We start from the raw sequence: 14,309 nt of genomic DNA on the forward strand, positions 1-14,309 counted from the left end.
AGCTGGGCCTTGGTCTGGCCGGCGGTCTCGATATCGAGCCCGCCCGCGACCATGCGCAGCAGATCCTCGGCCTCGATCTGAGTCGAGACGATCTTGATCACGTTCAGCCGCTCGCGATCGACCGTCGCCATCAGATGGCCGACCAGCGTGGTCTTGCCAGCGCCGATATCGCCGGTGATGACGATGAAGCCCTCGCCCTGGCTCAGGCCATAGCCGAGATAGGCCATTGCCTTGCGGTGCGTCGCGGTATCGAACCAGAAACGCGGGTCGGGCGTCAGCTGGAACGGTCGTCCGCTCAATCCGTAATGATCGTCGTACATCGTCACCACCCTGTGCGAGCTACGCTCAACACGTTTCAGAATTGATACCGTACGCCTACCTGCGCCTGCGCCGAATATTGATCTTCCGTACCGTCCTGGCTGAACGAGTAGATCCCGGCCGATACGGTCGTACCGATGCGCCCGAAATTGCGATAGTAAAGACCGGTCGCTCCGGTCGAGAAGATGCCTGGCGTATTGCCGATGCCGCTCTCGAAGTAATTGGCGAAGACATTCGCACTGATACCCGAGTTGCGATCGAGCGACGCCGACAGGAATGCCTGCGCGTAATAGCTTTCATCGGTCACGCCATTGACGCTGTAGCCGGTGCCGCCCCTCGGCGCGTAGAAGCGGCGATTGGCATAACCCGCGCCGACGCCAAAGCTGAGCGGCCCGCGATTGGCCGAGATCACCGCATCAATGCCGCGCGCGCGATAGCTCGCCGTGGCGATCGACTGGAACACGTCGTTCAGACATCCACCAGCCGCCGCACTCGATTTGCCGAAGGTGCAGCCGGCAAATTGCTGACCGAATGAATCGCGCTGATCGATGAAGCTGGTCGGCAGGCTGGCAATGCCATCGCGCAGTTGGCGTCCGAAAGTTTCCACGCTGTCATAGACGCCGACCTGGATGCCGAGCGAACGAGTCGCGGCATAGCTCAGCGAGCCGGTGTAGACGGTGCCGCCGTAGCGTTTACCCACCCGCGCCTCCAGCGTCATGCGCCGGCTCGGCTTCCAGATGACGCCCGCGTCATAGATCAGGCCGTCCGTCTCATAGGCGATGCGGCGCGGCGAGGACTTGTCGGTGCGGAACCGGCCGTTGGAATCGACTGCTGGCTGACCGGCGCTGTCGAGCACGGCATCGCGCTGGCTGATCTCGATTTTCTCATAGCCCGCGCCCGCGCTCACCGCGAGCGTCGGCAGTACCGGCAGGACCAGGTCGCCGCGGACATATTTGCCCTCGTACCGCTGGTCGAGCTGACCGGCATCTTCGCGCTCATAAGCGGCGCTGACGGTCACGCCGACCGGCAGCACGGTGCCCGCCTTGACGCCGGCACTTGCCTGCAGGACGTGGCTTTTCGAACTGTCGTAATTGTCGAGCCGCGGACTGCCCGGGGCCACGCCGGTGAAGCCGGGATCTTCTACCTTGGTATAGGCGAAACGATAGCTTGCACCCACGCTGACTGGGCCAACCTGAGTCGATACCGTCGGGCCGACATAGGCCGAATAGACCTGGCTGATATTGTCGACATTGCCCGCGAGCACCACCGGCGCGGCGCCACGAATGTCCGACCGCGCACGGGTCGCCAGCGCGCCGCCCTCAATGCTCACGCCAGGGGCGACCTTCACCGCCGCGCGCGCGAGACCGCTATGGATATCGTCGTCGCCGACATTCTTGCTCCAGCTGATCCGGCGCTCGTAGCGATAGCTCACCTGTACTTCGGCGCGTCGGTTCTGGATCGATGCATCGACGCCGGCGGCAATGGTCGAATAGGTCAGCACGTCGCCGCCATTGAGATCCGCGGTCAGCACCTGACCGAGTTCAATATAGGGCGCGATCGATTTGTCGCGCGCCGCGGCGGGGTTCGCGACGAGCGCGATCATGCCGGCGGCGATGAGGTAAGTGGCCCGCGTCACGAGGCATCCTCCTGGCCGTAATAGCTACCGAAACGGCGGCCCCCGGGGACGAACGACACTGCGTTCAGGACCAGTTGAATATGCTCACAGCCATCAAGCAGTGCGACGGCCTGGCGCAGGTCGCCATCGCTCGTCTTGTCGGCGCGGACCACCAGCATCACCTGCCCGACCTGCGTGGCGAGCACGCCGGCAGGCGAAGCCTCGAGCGCGGGCGGCGAATCGAAGATAATGATGCGGCGCGGATCGGCGGCCAGCAGCGTCGCGATCAGCGTCGCGGTGCGATCGCTGGCCAGTAATTCGGTGTCGGTATTCGATTTCGTGCCGCAAGGCAGCAGGCTGAGCTGCGGGATATCCGTCGCCACCACGCAGCGTTCGGCCTCGATCCGCGGATCGGCGAGAATGTCGAGCAGCCCCGGCCCGTCTTTCCCGCCGAGCCGGCGCATCACATCGGGCTTGGCGAAATCGGCATCGACCAGCAGAACTTCGGTATCGCGCTCGGCCGCCAGCGAGATCGCCAGATTGACCGCGCAGAAGGTCTTGCCCTCGCCGGTATTGGCCGAGCACACCAGGATCGCGCGCGACCGCTCGTCGTCGTGCAGCTTCACGGTTTTCGCGGTCAGCAGCAAATGCCGCTTCACCAGGCGGAACTCCTCGGCCAGCGCGCCGATCGCAGCGCCGGGCACGAGCAACCCCTTGTCGGACAGCATCGCGCGGTCAATCGAGATCGACTTACGCCCGGAGGGCGTGCGCGGCGGCTGTACCGGCGCCTGGGGCGCTGCGGCCGGCTGCCGTGCGGGCTTCGGCACTGGCGCCAGTTCCGGAAAGGGTGTCGGTTCCGGAGCTGGTGCGGGCTTCGGGACCCGCACGGTTTCCGGAATCGACTGAGAGTCCAAGTCGAGAATCGGTGCCGGCTGAGCCGGCGCGCTAGTGCGCGCACGCAGATGCGCGTTGAAATCGTAAACCTGCGCGGCGCGCTCGAGCAACGACGCCTGTATCTTCCGTGGCGCCTCGGTCATGCCGCCATCCCCCGCGAAACCATTTCGACGCCGAGCAGCGCCACATAAGCGACGGCCAGCGCCGCGGCGCCACCGCCGAAATACATCAGCTTGCGACGACGCATTGCGATCTGCGCGTCGGTGACCATCTCGCCGATCGAGCCGATCACCGGCATACCGGTAGCCCGCTCGAGCCGGCTGGACGTGGCGAACGTCGTCTGCAACTGGCCCATCGCAAATGCCGCGCCGATCCCGCCGCAAATCGCGACGAGCAGGGCGCCTGTCAGCAGCAATGGTCGGTTCGGCGCATTCGGCACACGCGGTGACGTTGGCGGGTCAATCACGCTGAATTTGATTGCATCGGTCTGGGTCTGGGCCTGGCCACGCAGCTTGATGTCCTCGCGGTCAGCAAGCATCTTGTCATACTGGTCTTTGAGGACCGCATAATTGCGCTCGATCTGGCCCTGTTCGGCGGCGACCGCCGGATCGCCCGCCAGCTTCGAATTGATCGTATCGAGATCGCCCTGCAGTTGCTTCTTGCGCATCATCAGCGCGGCGACCTGCGCCTGCTTTTCAGCCTGCATGGACCGCAGCGACAGATAAAGCGGATTGGACGCTGCCCCCGCCCCGCCAGCGACCACCGGCTCGGTGCGCGCGGCGGCCTGCGCCGCCGCCAGCTGGCCACGAAGAGCGACCATGTCGGGATGGTTATCGGTAAAGCCGCGGCCGCGCGCTTCAGCGATCTGGCCCTGAATCGCGGCAAGCCGCGCACGTGCCGGCCCGGCAGTCGGTCCGCCGGCGGCACCCGCGATATTCTGCGGCGTTCCAGCCATCTGACCGGTAACCGCGGCAAGGCTCGATTGTGCCGCGGCGAGATCGCTATCGACCTGCGCCATCTGCGTGCGGGCGGCGCCCATACGATCGGTCAGCGACCCGGTGCCCGGCAAGGAGCCGAGGTAACGATTCTGGAAATCGGTCTTCTTCGCCTCGGCGTCCTGCAACTGCTTCTGGCGCTGTTCGAGCTGCGCGTCGAGGAAGCGTAGCGTCTGGCTGGTCTCGTCGCGGTCACCGGCAAGGTTTTCCTCGACGAAGATGTCGATCAGCTTCTGCACAATCTGACGCACGACTTTCGGGCTGCTGCCGGTTGCGGTGATCTCGAACAGATTGTCCTGCTGTGCGGTGACCTTGATCGCCTTTTGCAGGCCGGCGACGCGGTCCGCGATATCGCGGTCGGTCGACACCGTGCTGGCCAGGTCGGTGCCGCGCACAACCTTTTGCAGGTTGATCGCCGAGATCAGCGTCTGACGGACCCGGTCGACATCCTGCTGCTGCTCCACCTGCGTGATGCCGATCTTCGACGGCAGGATCGACTGCATCTGAACGAACACACGAGCGCGCGATTCATAGCTGCTGGGAATCTGCGCCACGACAAACCAGCCGATAACCGCGATTCCCCAGGCGACCGCGAGCGCCAGCCAGCGCCGCGTCCAGACCGCGTGTAGCGCGATCCTCAACTCGTCATAAAGACCGTTCACCCCCCGGTCCCCCTCAGAACATTGATTCGGGGATGATGATCACGTCGCCCGGCTCCAGCCGGACGTTCGCCTTGGCATCGCCATTCTTCAGAAGGTTGGAGAGTTTGACGTTATATTCGACTTGGCGCCCGGTGGTGCGGTCGTAGCGCACCAGCCGCGCCTTGTTACCGGCAGCGAACTCGCTCAACCCTCCGACCGCGATCATCGCGTCGAGCAGGGTCATGTTGGCGCGGTATGGGATCGACGCCGGCTTTTCAGTCGCGCCGACGATGCGCACCTGCTGGCTGAACGTGCCGGAGAAATTCTCCACGATCACCGAGACGATCGGATCCTTGATATATTCGCTCAGCGCGATCTTCATGTCGTCGGCGAGCATGGCCGGGGTCTTGCCGACCGCCGGCATGTCGGAAATCAGCGGCGTGGTGATCCGGCCATCGGGGCGCACCTGCACCTTCGCCGACAATTCGGGATTGCGCCACACGAAGATGTTGAGCTGGTCGAGCGGGCCGATGACATATTCCTCGCCCGGCTGTTCCTGCGTCGCCACAAAGGTCGCGGGCGGCAATTGGGATCTGCCACCACCGCCGGTGCAGCCGGCAAGCATCGTTGCCGCGATCCCTGCGACAGCGAACCCCTTGGAAACGGATGAAAAACGCATTGCACTGGCCTCCTGCCGCAACACGTTTCGCTGGTGACGTCATTTCAGCGAGGCGCACGGCTACATCGGAGCTATGCGGGGAAAGGGTAAATATTGCGTTAGGATTGTCCGGCGCTCGCCGTGATCTCTGCCGGTTGCGGATGCCCCAGAAACGCCGTCGGACTGGCTGTCAGACCATAGGCCCCGGCCATGAAAATCGCAACGATATCACCGACTTGTACCACCGGTAGGGTGACACGGTCAGCCAGCCGGTCGAGCGGTGTGCACAGACATCCGACAACGCTGACTGTTTCGGTCGGCACGTCATAGGGAGCAGTCGCGACCGCGACGGGATAGTTGCGCTTTACCACTGTGCCGAAATTGCCCGACGCGGCAAGCTGGTGATGGAGCCCGCCATCGACAACCAGGAACGTCTCGCCGCGGCTCTCCTTCCGGTCGATTACCCGGGTCAGATACACGCCGCATTCCCCAACCAGCCAGCGACCCAACTCGATCGCGAAACGGGTGTCGGCCAGCGATCCCGCACGTTCCGCCAGCCGCTCGGCCAGCGCCACGCCGACGGCCTCGACATCCAGCGCGACGTCACCCGGAAAATAGGGGATGCCGAAGCCGCCGCCGAGATTGACCAGTGGCGGCATGACGCCAACATCGTCGGCGAGGCGCCCGGCCAACGCCAGCGTCTCGGCCTGAGTATCGATGATCGCCTCGGCGCTGAGCGCCTGGGATCCGGCGAAGATATGAAAGCCGCGCCAGTCCGCGCCGCTTCCAATGATATGCTTGACCAAGGCGGGCACGCGATCGGCATCGACGCCGAAGGGCGAGGCGCGGCCGCCCATCTTCATACCCGAGCCGCGCAACTCCATGTCGGGGTTCACGCGCACGGCGAGACGCGGCGTGATGCAGAGCCGCTGCCCCACCGCGATCGCGCGGGCTGCCTCGCCTTCCGATTCCACATTGATCGTCGCGCCGGCGGTGATTGCCGCCTCCAGCTCCGCGTCGCGCTTACCCGGTCCGGCAAAGCTGATCCGGCCGGCCGGCTTCTCCGCCAGGGCGAGCGACAGTTCGCCGCTCGATGCCACATCGAGCCCATCCACCAGCCGCGCCAGCACCGCGATCATCGGCGGCGCCGGATTGGCCTTGATCGCATAATGCAGGTCGAGCCCCGGCGGCATCGCAGCGCGAAACCGCGCCACACGCGCCGCCGCGATAGCAGCATCATAGACGAACACCGGGCTGCTGCCCGCCACGTCGATCCACTCCGCTGCGCTGCGGCCAGCGATCTTCAACGGGCCCGGGCCCGAGAATTCGGCGGGTATCGCCCCCATTGGCTTCATGACGTCATCTCCGCCTTCAATGCCGCCCGATCGAGCTTGCCATTCGCATTGCGCGGCAATGCCTCACGCCATTCATAGCGGCCCGGCTGCATGAAGCTCGGCAAATCGCGCCGCAGCCGTTCGCGCAACGCGCTTTCGGCATCGCCGGCATCCCCGACCGCTCGCGCCACGACCAGGATCGCCTGGCCGAGACGCGGATCGGGCACGCCCAGCGCCACCGCTTCGGCCGCCTCACCGCCCGACAGCACTGCTTCCTCGATCTCGGTCGGGCTGATGCGGTTGCCGGCCGATTTGATCATCTCGTCGTCGCGCCCGACAAAGCGGAACAGGCCGTCGGCGCCCTCGACTACTGTGTCCCCCGACCATACCGCCATACCGCCCGATGCAGCCCAGCCGGGCGCCTCGCGAAACCGCTGCGCGGTGCGCTCGGCATCCTGCCAATAGCCTTGCGCCACCAGCGGCCCGGCATGGACCAGTTCGCCCGGCTCACCCGGCCCGGCGCGCATCCCGTCCGCACGCACCGTCATTACTTCGGCAAAGGGAATTGCCCGCCCCATCGCATCGGGATTGGCATCGACCAGCGCGGGATCGAGATAGGTCGAGCGGAATGCCTCGGTCAGGCCGTACATCGGATAGAGATCAGCGCCAGGGAATCGCTGGCGTAAGGCGCGAACCATCCGCGGCGTCAGTGCGCCGCCCGAATTGGTCAGCCGCTTCAACCGCGCCGCCGTCTCCGTCGGCCACTCCGTTTCGAGCAACTGCACCCAGAGCGGCGGCACGCCCGCCAGCGTCGTCGCCTCCAGCCGCTCGACCGCCTTAACGACGTCCCGCGCGGTCAGATAGTCGAGCGGAGCGTAGCGGGCCCCCGCCACCCAGGTCGAGAACAGCTGGTTCTGTCCATAATCGAAGCTCAGCGGCAGCACGCCGAGCACGCGGTCAGCCGGCGTCAGCTTCAGATAATGCGCAACCGAGATCGCACCGAGCCACATATTGGCATGGCTGAGCATCACGCCCTTGGGCCGTCCCGTCGATCCGGAGGTGTAGAGGATCGCCGCCAGCGCGGCTGGGTCGGCGGCGGATGGCGGCAAGGCGTCACTTGCCGTCACTTCGTCCCCCAGCACGGTTCGGCAATTGGCGGGCACATCGCCGGGCTCGAGCGCCCCAGCTCGCGCGGATTGCGTGATCAGCAGCGACGCACCGCTATCGGCGAGGATATGCGCAACCTGCCCGCGCTTGAGCATGGGGTTGACCGGCACATGCACTAGCCCCGCCCTGGGCGCTGCCATCGGCAGTACGCACGCCAGTCGCGTCTTGGGCAGCCAGCTTGCCAGCCGATCGCCCGGCGCAAAGCCCTGCGCCGCCAACCAGGCCGCAACCTGGCCGGTCAACGCCTCCAGTTCGGCGAAGCTGAGCGTGCCGGCACGGTCGATCAGCGCGACATCGGCGGGGGCGCCACGTGCGGGCAGCGCGTCGATCGGATGCGGAACGGGGTCGAGAGCGATCATGCGTCCTTGATAGCCTCCACCGCCGCGCTGCCAAGCCGCCCAAGCCGCTTGCCCTTGGCATAAACCGCCGCATTCTCTAACGGCGGCACCATAATGGGGGAAACAAGGGTTCGCAGTGCTTCCTGATGACACGCAAATGATCGACGCCACGATCCGCGCCGTCCTTCGCGACGTGCTTGGCCTGAGCGAGGAGCGCGTTGCGGCGTTTCGCAACGAAACGCCTTTGTTCGGCGCTTTGCCCGAACTCGACTCGATGGCCGTTGCCGGACTGCTCACCGAGATCGAGGAACGGCTCGGCATCCTGATCGAGGATGACGAGGTCGATGGCGAGATGCTCGAGACCTTCGGCGCGCTGGTGCACTTCGCCATCGCCAAGGCCACGGGATGATCGGCGCGTACGACTGGTCCGGCGGACGAGAGGCAATACTTCGCTTCGGCCCCGCCACCGGCCCGGTCGTCATCGCCGCGATGCCGCTGTTCGAGGAAGCCAACCGGACGCGCGCGTTTATGGTCACCATCTTGCGCGGGCTGGCCGAGCGGGGAATCGCCAGCGCCCTGCCCGACCTTCCGGGCATGGGCGATAGTCTCATCGAGACTGAGCAGGTGAGCTTAAGCAATTGGCAAAAGGCATTTTCATCTGCCGCCGCTGCGCTGCGCGACACCGGTCCGGTTCACGCCGTTGCGATCCGGGGCGGCGCGTTGCTCGACCATGACGCACCGGTCGCCGGCCGCTGGCACTTCGCGCCGGTCGCCGGGGCGGCGCTGGTCCGCGACATGTTCCGAACGCGCCTCGCCGCAGCCAAGGAGGATGGCGAAGCATTCGATACTTCGGTGATCGAATCCCCTGGCCCGCCGGTCGAACTCGCCGGCAATCGCCTCAGCCGCGTCCTGCTGGTGGATTTGAATGGCGCCACGCCGTCCAGCAACGGTCCCCTGCGCACTGTCCGCCTGGATACCGATGCCCAACCCGCTCACCTGAAGCTTGCCGGGGCACCGCTCTGGCGGCGTGCGGAGCCCGGCAATGACCCTGCGCTGGCTGACCTTCTCGCGGCGGATATCGCCGCCTGGATCGCGACATGCGGCGGATAATCTCTTTCCCTTGTGAAGGCGAAACGCTGTTCGGCACGCTCGACGACGCGCCGGGCACCACTGGCCTGCTGGTCGTCTCCGGCGGCAACGAGATACGCATCGGCGCACATCGCGGCATGACGCTGCTCGCCGCGCGGCTCGCAGCCGCCGGCATTCCGGTATTCCGTTACGACCGGCGTGGCATCGGCGATTCGAGTGGCGAGAATCGCGGTTTCGAGGGTTCCCGCGATGACATCATGGCGGCAACGGCGGCATTCCGCGCCGAGGCGCCGCAGGTCCTGCGGCTGGCCGCGTTCGGCAATTGCGACGCCGCGACGTCGCTTGCGCTGTTTCATGAGGCAGCCGGGATCGAAACGCTGATCTTGTCCAACCCGTGGGTGATCGAGGAGGATGACGACCTGCCCCCCGCAGCTGCGATCCGCGCCCGCTATATTGAGCGACTGCGCGACCCCGCGACCTGGCTCCGGCTGATCAAAGGTGGCATCGACTTCGGGAAACTGTTCAAGGGTTTGATAAAGGCTTCGAAGAGCAATTCTCAGGAGCCAGACTCCCTCGCTGCGCGGATCCGCAAAGCTGTGAGCGGCCATACCGACACGGTAACCTTCGTCCTCGCGCGCCAGGATGCCACCGCCATCGCCTTTGCCGACGCCTGCCGCCAGCATGGCTGGGCACCGCAAACGCATATTATCGACACCGCATCGCATAGCTACGCGCGTGCCACTGATGCGGCCGAACTTGAATCAGTGATCCGCGCGCAGCTCGCGCGCGGCTGAGGTCACTCGGCCGCTTCGGCGACCTCGAACTCGGCCGCCGCCAGGAAGCGCTCGGCGTCCAGCGCCGCCATGCACCCGGTGCCCGCCGCCGTGACGGCCTGGCGATAGATCTTGTCCATCACGTCGCCGCAAGCAAACACGCCAGGCACGCTGGTGCGCGTCGTGCCGGTCTCGACCGCGATATAGCCGTCCGAATCGAGCGCGAGATGGCCGCGGAACAATTCGGTCGCCGGATGATGGCCAATCGCGACAAAGCCGCCCTCGACATCGACGCGCGAAATCTCGCCGGTCACCGTGTCACGCAGGTCGATACCGACCAGCCCGGCGGTACCGCCGCCATCGACAAAGCTGTCGACTTCCTTGTTCCACAGCACCTTGATGCCTTTATGCGCGAACAGCCGGTCCTGCAGGATCTTCTCGGCGCGGAAACTGTCGCGGCGGTGGATCAGCGTCACGTCGGGCGAATGATTAGTGAGGTACAACGCCTCCTCGACCGCCGTGTTGCCGCCGCCGATCACCGCAACACGCTTGCCGCGATAGAAGAAGCCGTCACAGGTCGCGCAGGCGCTGACGCCCTTGCCCTTGAGCAGATCCTCGCTGTCGAGCCCCAGCCATTTGGCCTGCGCGCCGGTCGCGATGACCAGCACATCGCCCTCATAGACATCGCCGCCATCGCCGATCAGCCGGAACGGGCGCCGGGTCAGGTCGACCTCCACGATCGTGTCCCACATCAGCCGCGTGCCGACATGCTCGGCCTGAGCCTGCATCTGCTCCATCAGCCATGGGCCCTGGATCACATCGGCGAAACCCGGGTAATTCTCGACATCGGTGGTGGTGGTCAGCTGGCCGCCCGGCTGGATGCCCTGCACGACGATCGGCGCCATGCCGGCGCGCGCGCCATAAATGGCGGCGGACAGGCCGGCGGGACCGGAGCCGAGGATAAGCATCTTGGTCGTATGGGTGGTCATGAAAGCGTCCGTTCTGGCGAAGCGGCGCTTCTAGGGCGCGCTCGCGTGCCAATGCAACATGGGAGGTGATGACGCAGAGGGAAGCATATCGATTCTTGCCGTCGCGCTAGATGCGATTGGGCAGGATCGGGTATAAGCCCTCAGCCCCAAGCGGATGAGGATGCCGATGTTCTTCCGACCGATTCTCCTGGCCTTCGCCCTGACGGCGACCGGCGCATATGCCCAAACCACGCCTGCTCCCACGCCAACCCCTGCGCCTGAGGTCACCCCGGCACCCAAGCCGACACCGGCCACCGTACGCGTGGCGCTGGAAACCGATCAGGGCCGCATCGTGCTGGAACTCGAAAAGGAGCGTGCGCCGATCACCACGGCCAATTTCCTGCGCTATGTCGACCAGAAGCGGCTCGACGGGATCGGCTTCTATCGCACGGTGAAGGTGCAGCCGGGATTCGGCTTTGTGCAGTTCGGGGTACAGAACGCCCCCAAGCGCGTCCTCCCGCCGATCAAGCACGAACCGACCACCCAGACCGGCCTCAAACATCTTAGCGGCACGATCTCGACCGCGCGCTATGCGCCGGGCACGGCGAGCGGCGACTTCACGATCATGGTCGGCGATCAACCGTCGCTTGATGCCGATCCGAGCCAGCCGGGCGACAATCTCGGCTATGCCGCGTTCGGCCATGTCGTGGAGGGCATGGACGTGGTCACACGCGTGCTCGACGCGACGCCTTCGCCGACCGCCGGCGAAGGCGTAATGAAGGGGCAGATGCTGGTCCCGCCGATCCTGATCCGGACCGCGCGGCGCCTGCCATAAGCTGATTGGAAAAGGCTCGCGAGTGGTAGCGGAGGAGGGACTTGAACCCCCGACCCCAGGATTATGATTCCCGTGCTCTAACCAGCTGAGCTACTCCGCCCCGAAAGGCCGCTTCACTCGCGAGGCGCGGGCTATAGGAACGCGCGCGGAAAGGGTCAAGCGAACATATGACGCGACAGCGGTTCCCATGGGCCGCCGCGATACCACCAGCTCGCCAGACCAGCGATCACGACCGGGCGCGGGCGGAAATCCAACGCCAGCGCCGCCTGCAATGCCTTGGCCTCGGCCGGCGTGACCTTGTTCTGCACCGTGACATGCGGACGCCACCCCACCGCATCCTGCGGCGTCAGCATCGCGGCAAAACTGTCGGCCAGTCGGTCGCGGATATCGGCGAGCTCGGGTGATTCGATGCGGAACGCCACGCCCTTGCCCAGCAACATCAGGCCAGCGAGTCGCGCGGCCGGTGCCGGCACCCGATGCGTCTCACTCGCGAGCCGCTGCCTGAGCTCGGCTTCGAGCGATGGCCCGAGATGATGGAACATCGTCAGATGCGCCGGCAACTGATTGCGTTCAGCCGGAAAATGTGCGCGGCGCAGACCGTCGAAATAGGCCGTATCCTGCTTGCCGAACAGCACCGTGACGATGATCGGCGCGGGTCCCGGCACCGGAGCGCTCAAATTTCGACCTGGCTGCCCAGTTCGACCACGCGGTTGGTCGGCAGACGGAAGAATTCCATCGCGCTTTCCGCATTGCGCAGCATCCAGGCGAAGAGCTTTTCGCGCCACACCATCATGCCGGGCCGGGCTGACAGCAGCAGAGTCTGGCGCGACAGGAAGAAGCTGGTGTCCATCATGCGGAAATCGGCGCCGCATTGATGAATGCGCGCCAGCGCCGCCGGCACGTCGGGCTCCTGCATGAAGCCGTATTTCAGCACCATGCGATGGAACCCCTGATCGAGATCCTCAAGATGGCAGCGGCCGTCATCGGGATAATAGGGCTCGTCCATGATCTTGATCGTAAGCAGGATGATGCGTTCGTGCAGCACCTTGTTGTGCTTGAGATTGTGCAGCAGCGCATGCGGCACGCCCTCGGGCGAGGAGGTCATGAACACCGCGGTGCCGGGCACCCGCGTGGCCGAGGTCGCGGCGGACTGGATGAACACCTTGATCGGCATCGCGCCTTCGCGCATCCGCTCGATCATCAGCTTGCGGCCCTTGGCCCAAGTGGTCAGCAAGGTGAAGATGATCAGGCCGATGAGCAGCGGGAACCAGCCACCATCGGGAACCTTGGTCAAATTGGCGGCGAAATAGGCGCCATCGACCAGGAACAGTACCGCCAGCAGCGGGATTGCGTAATAGGCCGGCCAGTTCCACAGCCGGAACAGCACTACGCCAAGCAGGCAAGTGTCGATCATCATCGCGCCGGTCACCGCGATGCCATAGGCGGAGGTGAGGTTGGCCGAGGACTGGAACGCCAGCACCAGCAGCAGGACCATGACCATGAGCAGCCAGTTGACCAGCGGGATATAGATCTGCCCCGCGGTCGAGGCGCTGGTGTGTTCGATGCGCAGCCGCGGGATGAAGCCGAGCTGGATCGCCTGTTGCGTGACCGAGAAGGCGCCGGTGATCACCGCCTGGCTGGCGATCACCGCCGCGGCGGTGGCGAGCAGCACCAGCGGCAGCTGCAGATATTCAGGCGCGAGCAGGTAGAAGGGGCTGGCCAGTGCGGGCGTGCCGTCGCGCATCAGCATCGCGCCCTGGCCCATATAATTGAGGATCAGCGCGGGCAGCACGAAGAACAGCCAGGAGACGCGGATCGGGTTGCGCCCGAAATGCCCCATATCGGCGTAGAGCGCCTCGGCGCCAGTCACCGCCAGCACGACCGAGCCAAGCGCGAGGAACGCGCGAACCGGGTCGTAAAGGAAGAATTCGACCGCATGGTGCGGCGACAAGGCCCAGAGCATGTCGGGCGTCTTGATGACGCTGAGCAGGCCAAGCGTGGCGATGACCGCGAAGTAGAGCAGCATCACGGGGCCAAAGAACAGGCCGATCTTCGACGTGCCGCTGCGCTGGATCGAGAACAGCGCGACGAGGATCACCACCGCGATCGGCAGCACCAGCCCGCCCAGGCCGGGCGCGGCGATCGCCAGCCCCTCGACCGCGCCGAGCACGGTCACGGCAGGCGTGATCATGCTGTCGCCGTAGAACAGCGCGGTGGCGAACACGCCGAGCAGCACGATGCCGGCGCTCCAGCGCTTGGTCTTGGTCTTGCCCGATACCAGCGCCAGCAAGGCAAGGCTGCCGCCCTCTCCCTTATTGTCGGCGCGCATGATGATGCTGACATATTTGACCGTCACCACCAGCATCATCGACCAGAACATCAGGCTGACCACGCCCATGATGTGGAACGCATCGACGGTGAGCGGGTGATGCCCGGCAAAAGTCTCGCGAAAGGCGTAGAGCGGGCTGGTGCCGATATCGCCGAACACCACGCCGATCGCGCCAAGCGACAGTTTGATGATGCCGTCGGGGCCATGGCAATGCGGTGCCGACGCGCCGAGAGGGTCGGCGCCCGGTTCAGCGACGATTTCAGAAGTACCGGTGGTCACCGGGGCAGCACTCGGATCGGGATTTGCATCAATCGCATCTTGGCTAAACGCGACCGACGCCTAGCCGGTTGCGGGG

The 14,309-nt window shown here is 65.3% G+C and carries 14 protein-coding genes and 1 tRNA gene; 4 read left to right on the forward strand and 11 right to left on the reverse strand.

The window, feature by feature from the left end; translation table 11 throughout:
* The 7 genes from ACRECS_RS18295 to ACRECS_RS18325 all read right to left on the reverse strand — a co-directional run.
* A partial coding sequence (locus tag ACRECS_RS18295; RefSeq protein ID WP_431584380.1) for an AAA family ATPase occupies positions 1–320 on the reverse strand: 320 nt, incomplete at its 3' end.
* Positions 321–355: 35 nt separating this feature from the next.
* Positions 356–1,954: a hypothetical protein gene (locus ACRECS_RS18300; protein ID WP_431584381.1), complete on the reverse strand. Its 1,599-nt coding sequence runs from the start codon at positions 1,952–1,954 to the stop codon at positions 356–358.
* Positions 1,951–2,970 carry an AAA family ATPase gene (locus ACRECS_RS18305; protein ID WP_431584382.1) on the reverse strand — a complete coding sequence of 340 codons (1,020 nt, stop codon included), beginning with the start codon at positions 2,968–2,970 and terminating at the stop codon, positions 1,951–1,953. Before ACRECS_RS18305 ends, ACRECS_RS18300 begins: the two co-directional genes overlap by 4 nt.
* Positions 2,967–4,484 (reverse strand): XrtA system polysaccharide chain length determinant, encoded by a 1,518-nt coding sequence (locus ACRECS_RS18310; RefSeq protein ID WP_431584383.1) that lies wholly within the window; start codon positions 4,482–4,484, stop codon positions 2,967–2,969. Before ACRECS_RS18310 ends, ACRECS_RS18305 begins: the two co-directional genes overlap by 4 nt.
* A 13-nt stretch (positions 4,485–4,497) precedes the next feature.
* Complete coding sequence (locus tag ACRECS_RS18315; RefSeq protein WP_187763246.1) at positions 4,498–5,142, reverse strand: XrtA/PEP-CTERM system exopolysaccharide export protein; 645 nt, start codon at positions 5,140–5,142, stop codon at positions 4,498–4,500.
* 98 nt (positions 5,143–5,240) lie between these two features.
* Positions 5,241–6,476 (reverse strand): pyridoxal-dependent decarboxylase, exosortase A system-associated, encoded by a 1,236-nt coding sequence (locus ACRECS_RS18320; protein WP_431584384.1) that lies wholly within the window; start codon positions 6,474–6,476, stop codon positions 5,241–5,243.
* Positions 6,473–7,981, reverse strand: coding sequence for an AMP-binding protein (locus ACRECS_RS18325; protein ID WP_431584385.1), 1,509 nt, complete (start codon positions 7,979–7,981; stop codon positions 6,473–6,475). Before ACRECS_RS18325 ends, ACRECS_RS18320 begins: the two co-directional genes overlap by 4 nt.
* Positions 7,982–8,117: 136 nt before the next feature.
* Between ACRECS_RS18325 and ACRECS_RS18330 the strand changes: the two genes are divergently transcribed.
* From ACRECS_RS18330 to ACRECS_RS18340, 3 genes are read left to right on the forward strand one after another with little or no spacing between them, the layout of a single operon-like run.
* Positions 8,118–8,369, forward strand: coding sequence for an acyl carrier protein (locus ACRECS_RS18330; RefSeq protein WP_431584386.1), 252 nt, complete (start codon positions 8,118–8,120; stop codon positions 8,367–8,369).
* Positions 8,366–9,070 (forward strand): hypothetical protein, encoded by a 705-nt coding sequence (locus ACRECS_RS18335; protein WP_431584387.1) that lies wholly within the window; start codon positions 8,366–8,368, stop codon positions 9,068–9,070. The genes ACRECS_RS18330 and ACRECS_RS18335 overlap by 4 nt, the downstream gene beginning before the upstream one ends.
* Positions 9,058–9,843: a hydrolase 1, exosortase A system-associated gene (locus tag ACRECS_RS18340; RefSeq protein ID WP_431584388.1), complete on the forward strand. Its 786-nt coding sequence runs from the start codon at positions 9,058–9,060 to the stop codon at positions 9,841–9,843. The genes ACRECS_RS18335 and ACRECS_RS18340 overlap by 13 nt, the downstream gene beginning before the upstream one ends.
* Before the next feature lie 2 nt (positions 9,844–9,845).
* On the opposite strand, the gene trxB is transcribed toward ACRECS_RS18340, so the two are convergent.
* On the reverse strand, positions 9,846–10,811 hold the full coding sequence (trxB, locus tag ACRECS_RS18345) for a thioredoxin-disulfide reductase (protein WP_431584389.1): 966 nt from the start codon (positions 10,809–10,811) through the stop codon (positions 9,846–9,848).
* A 166-nt stretch (positions 10,812–10,977) separates the two neighbouring features.
* Between trxB and ACRECS_RS18350 the strand changes: the two genes are divergently transcribed.
* Positions 10,978–11,625: a peptidylprolyl isomerase gene (locus tag ACRECS_RS18350; RefSeq protein WP_431584390.1), complete on the forward strand. Its 648-nt coding sequence runs from the start codon at positions 10,978–10,980 to the stop codon at positions 11,623–11,625.
* A gap of 23 nt (positions 11,626–11,648) precedes the next feature.
* On the opposite strand, the gene ACRECS_RS18355 is transcribed toward ACRECS_RS18350, so the two are convergent.
* The 3 genes from ACRECS_RS18355 to ACRECS_RS18365 form a co-directional block, all read right to left on the reverse strand.
* Positions 11,649–11,725, reverse strand: a tRNA-Met gene (locus ACRECS_RS18355).
* 55 nt (positions 11,726–11,780) lie between these two features.
* Entirely contained in the window at positions 11,781–12,290 is a 510-nt protein-coding gene (locus tag ACRECS_RS18360) for a 2'-5' RNA ligase family protein (RefSeq protein WP_431584391.1), read from the reverse strand.
* Between the two features lie 8 nt (positions 12,291–12,298).
* Positions 12,299–14,212 carry a potassium transporter Kup gene (locus tag ACRECS_RS18365; protein ID WP_431584434.1) on the reverse strand — a complete coding sequence of 638 codons (1,914 nt, stop codon included), beginning with the start codon at positions 14,210–14,212 and terminating at the stop codon, positions 12,299–12,301.
* Between the last annotated feature and the right edge of the window lie 97 nt (positions 14,213–14,309).

Origin of the sequence: Sphingomonas sp. (assembly GCF_050725575.1) — a bacterium.
Classification (GTDB): Bacteria; Pseudomonadota; Alphaproteobacteria; order Sphingomonadales; family Sphingomonadaceae; genus Sphingomonas.

What these genes read in the sequence shown, in the direction of transcription:
- ACRECS_RS18315 (WP_187763246.1), bottom strand. Translation starts at nt 5,142, where the DNA reads ATGCGTTTTTCATCCGTTTCCAAGGGGTTCGCTGTCGCAGGGATCGCG.
- ACRECS_RS18350 (WP_431584390.1), top strand. Translation starts at nt 10,978, where the DNA reads ATGTTCTTCCGACCGATTCTCCTGGCCTTCGCCCTGACGGCGACCGGC.
- ACRECS_RS18305 (WP_431584382.1), bottom strand. Translation starts at nt 2,970, where the DNA reads ATGACCGAGGCGCCACGGAAGATACAGGCGTCGTTGCTCGAGCGCGCC.
- ACRECS_RS18325 (WP_431584385.1), bottom strand. Translation starts at nt 7,981, where the DNA reads ATGATCGCTCTCGACCCCGTTCCGCATCCGATCGACGCGCTGCCCGCA.
- ACRECS_RS18330 (WP_431584386.1), top strand. Translation starts at nt 8,118, where the DNA reads ATGATCGACGCCACGATCCGCGCCGTCCTTCGCGACGTGCTTGGCCTG.
- ACRECS_RS18335 (WP_431584387.1), top strand. Translation starts at nt 8,366, where the DNA reads ATGATCGGCGCGTACGACTGGTCCGGCGGACGAGAGGCAATACTTCGC.
- trxB (WP_431584389.1), bottom strand. Translation starts at nt 10,811, where the DNA reads ATGACCACCCATACGACCAAGATGCTTATCCTCGGCTCCGGTCCCGCC.
- ACRECS_RS18340 (WP_431584388.1), top strand. Translation starts at nt 9,058, where the DNA reads ATGCGGCGGATAATCTCTTTCCCTTGTGAAGGCGAAACGCTGTTCGGC.
- ACRECS_RS18320 (WP_431584384.1), bottom strand. Translation starts at nt 6,476, where the DNA reads ATGAAGCCAATGGGGGCGATACCCGCCGAATTCTCGGGCCCGGGCCCG.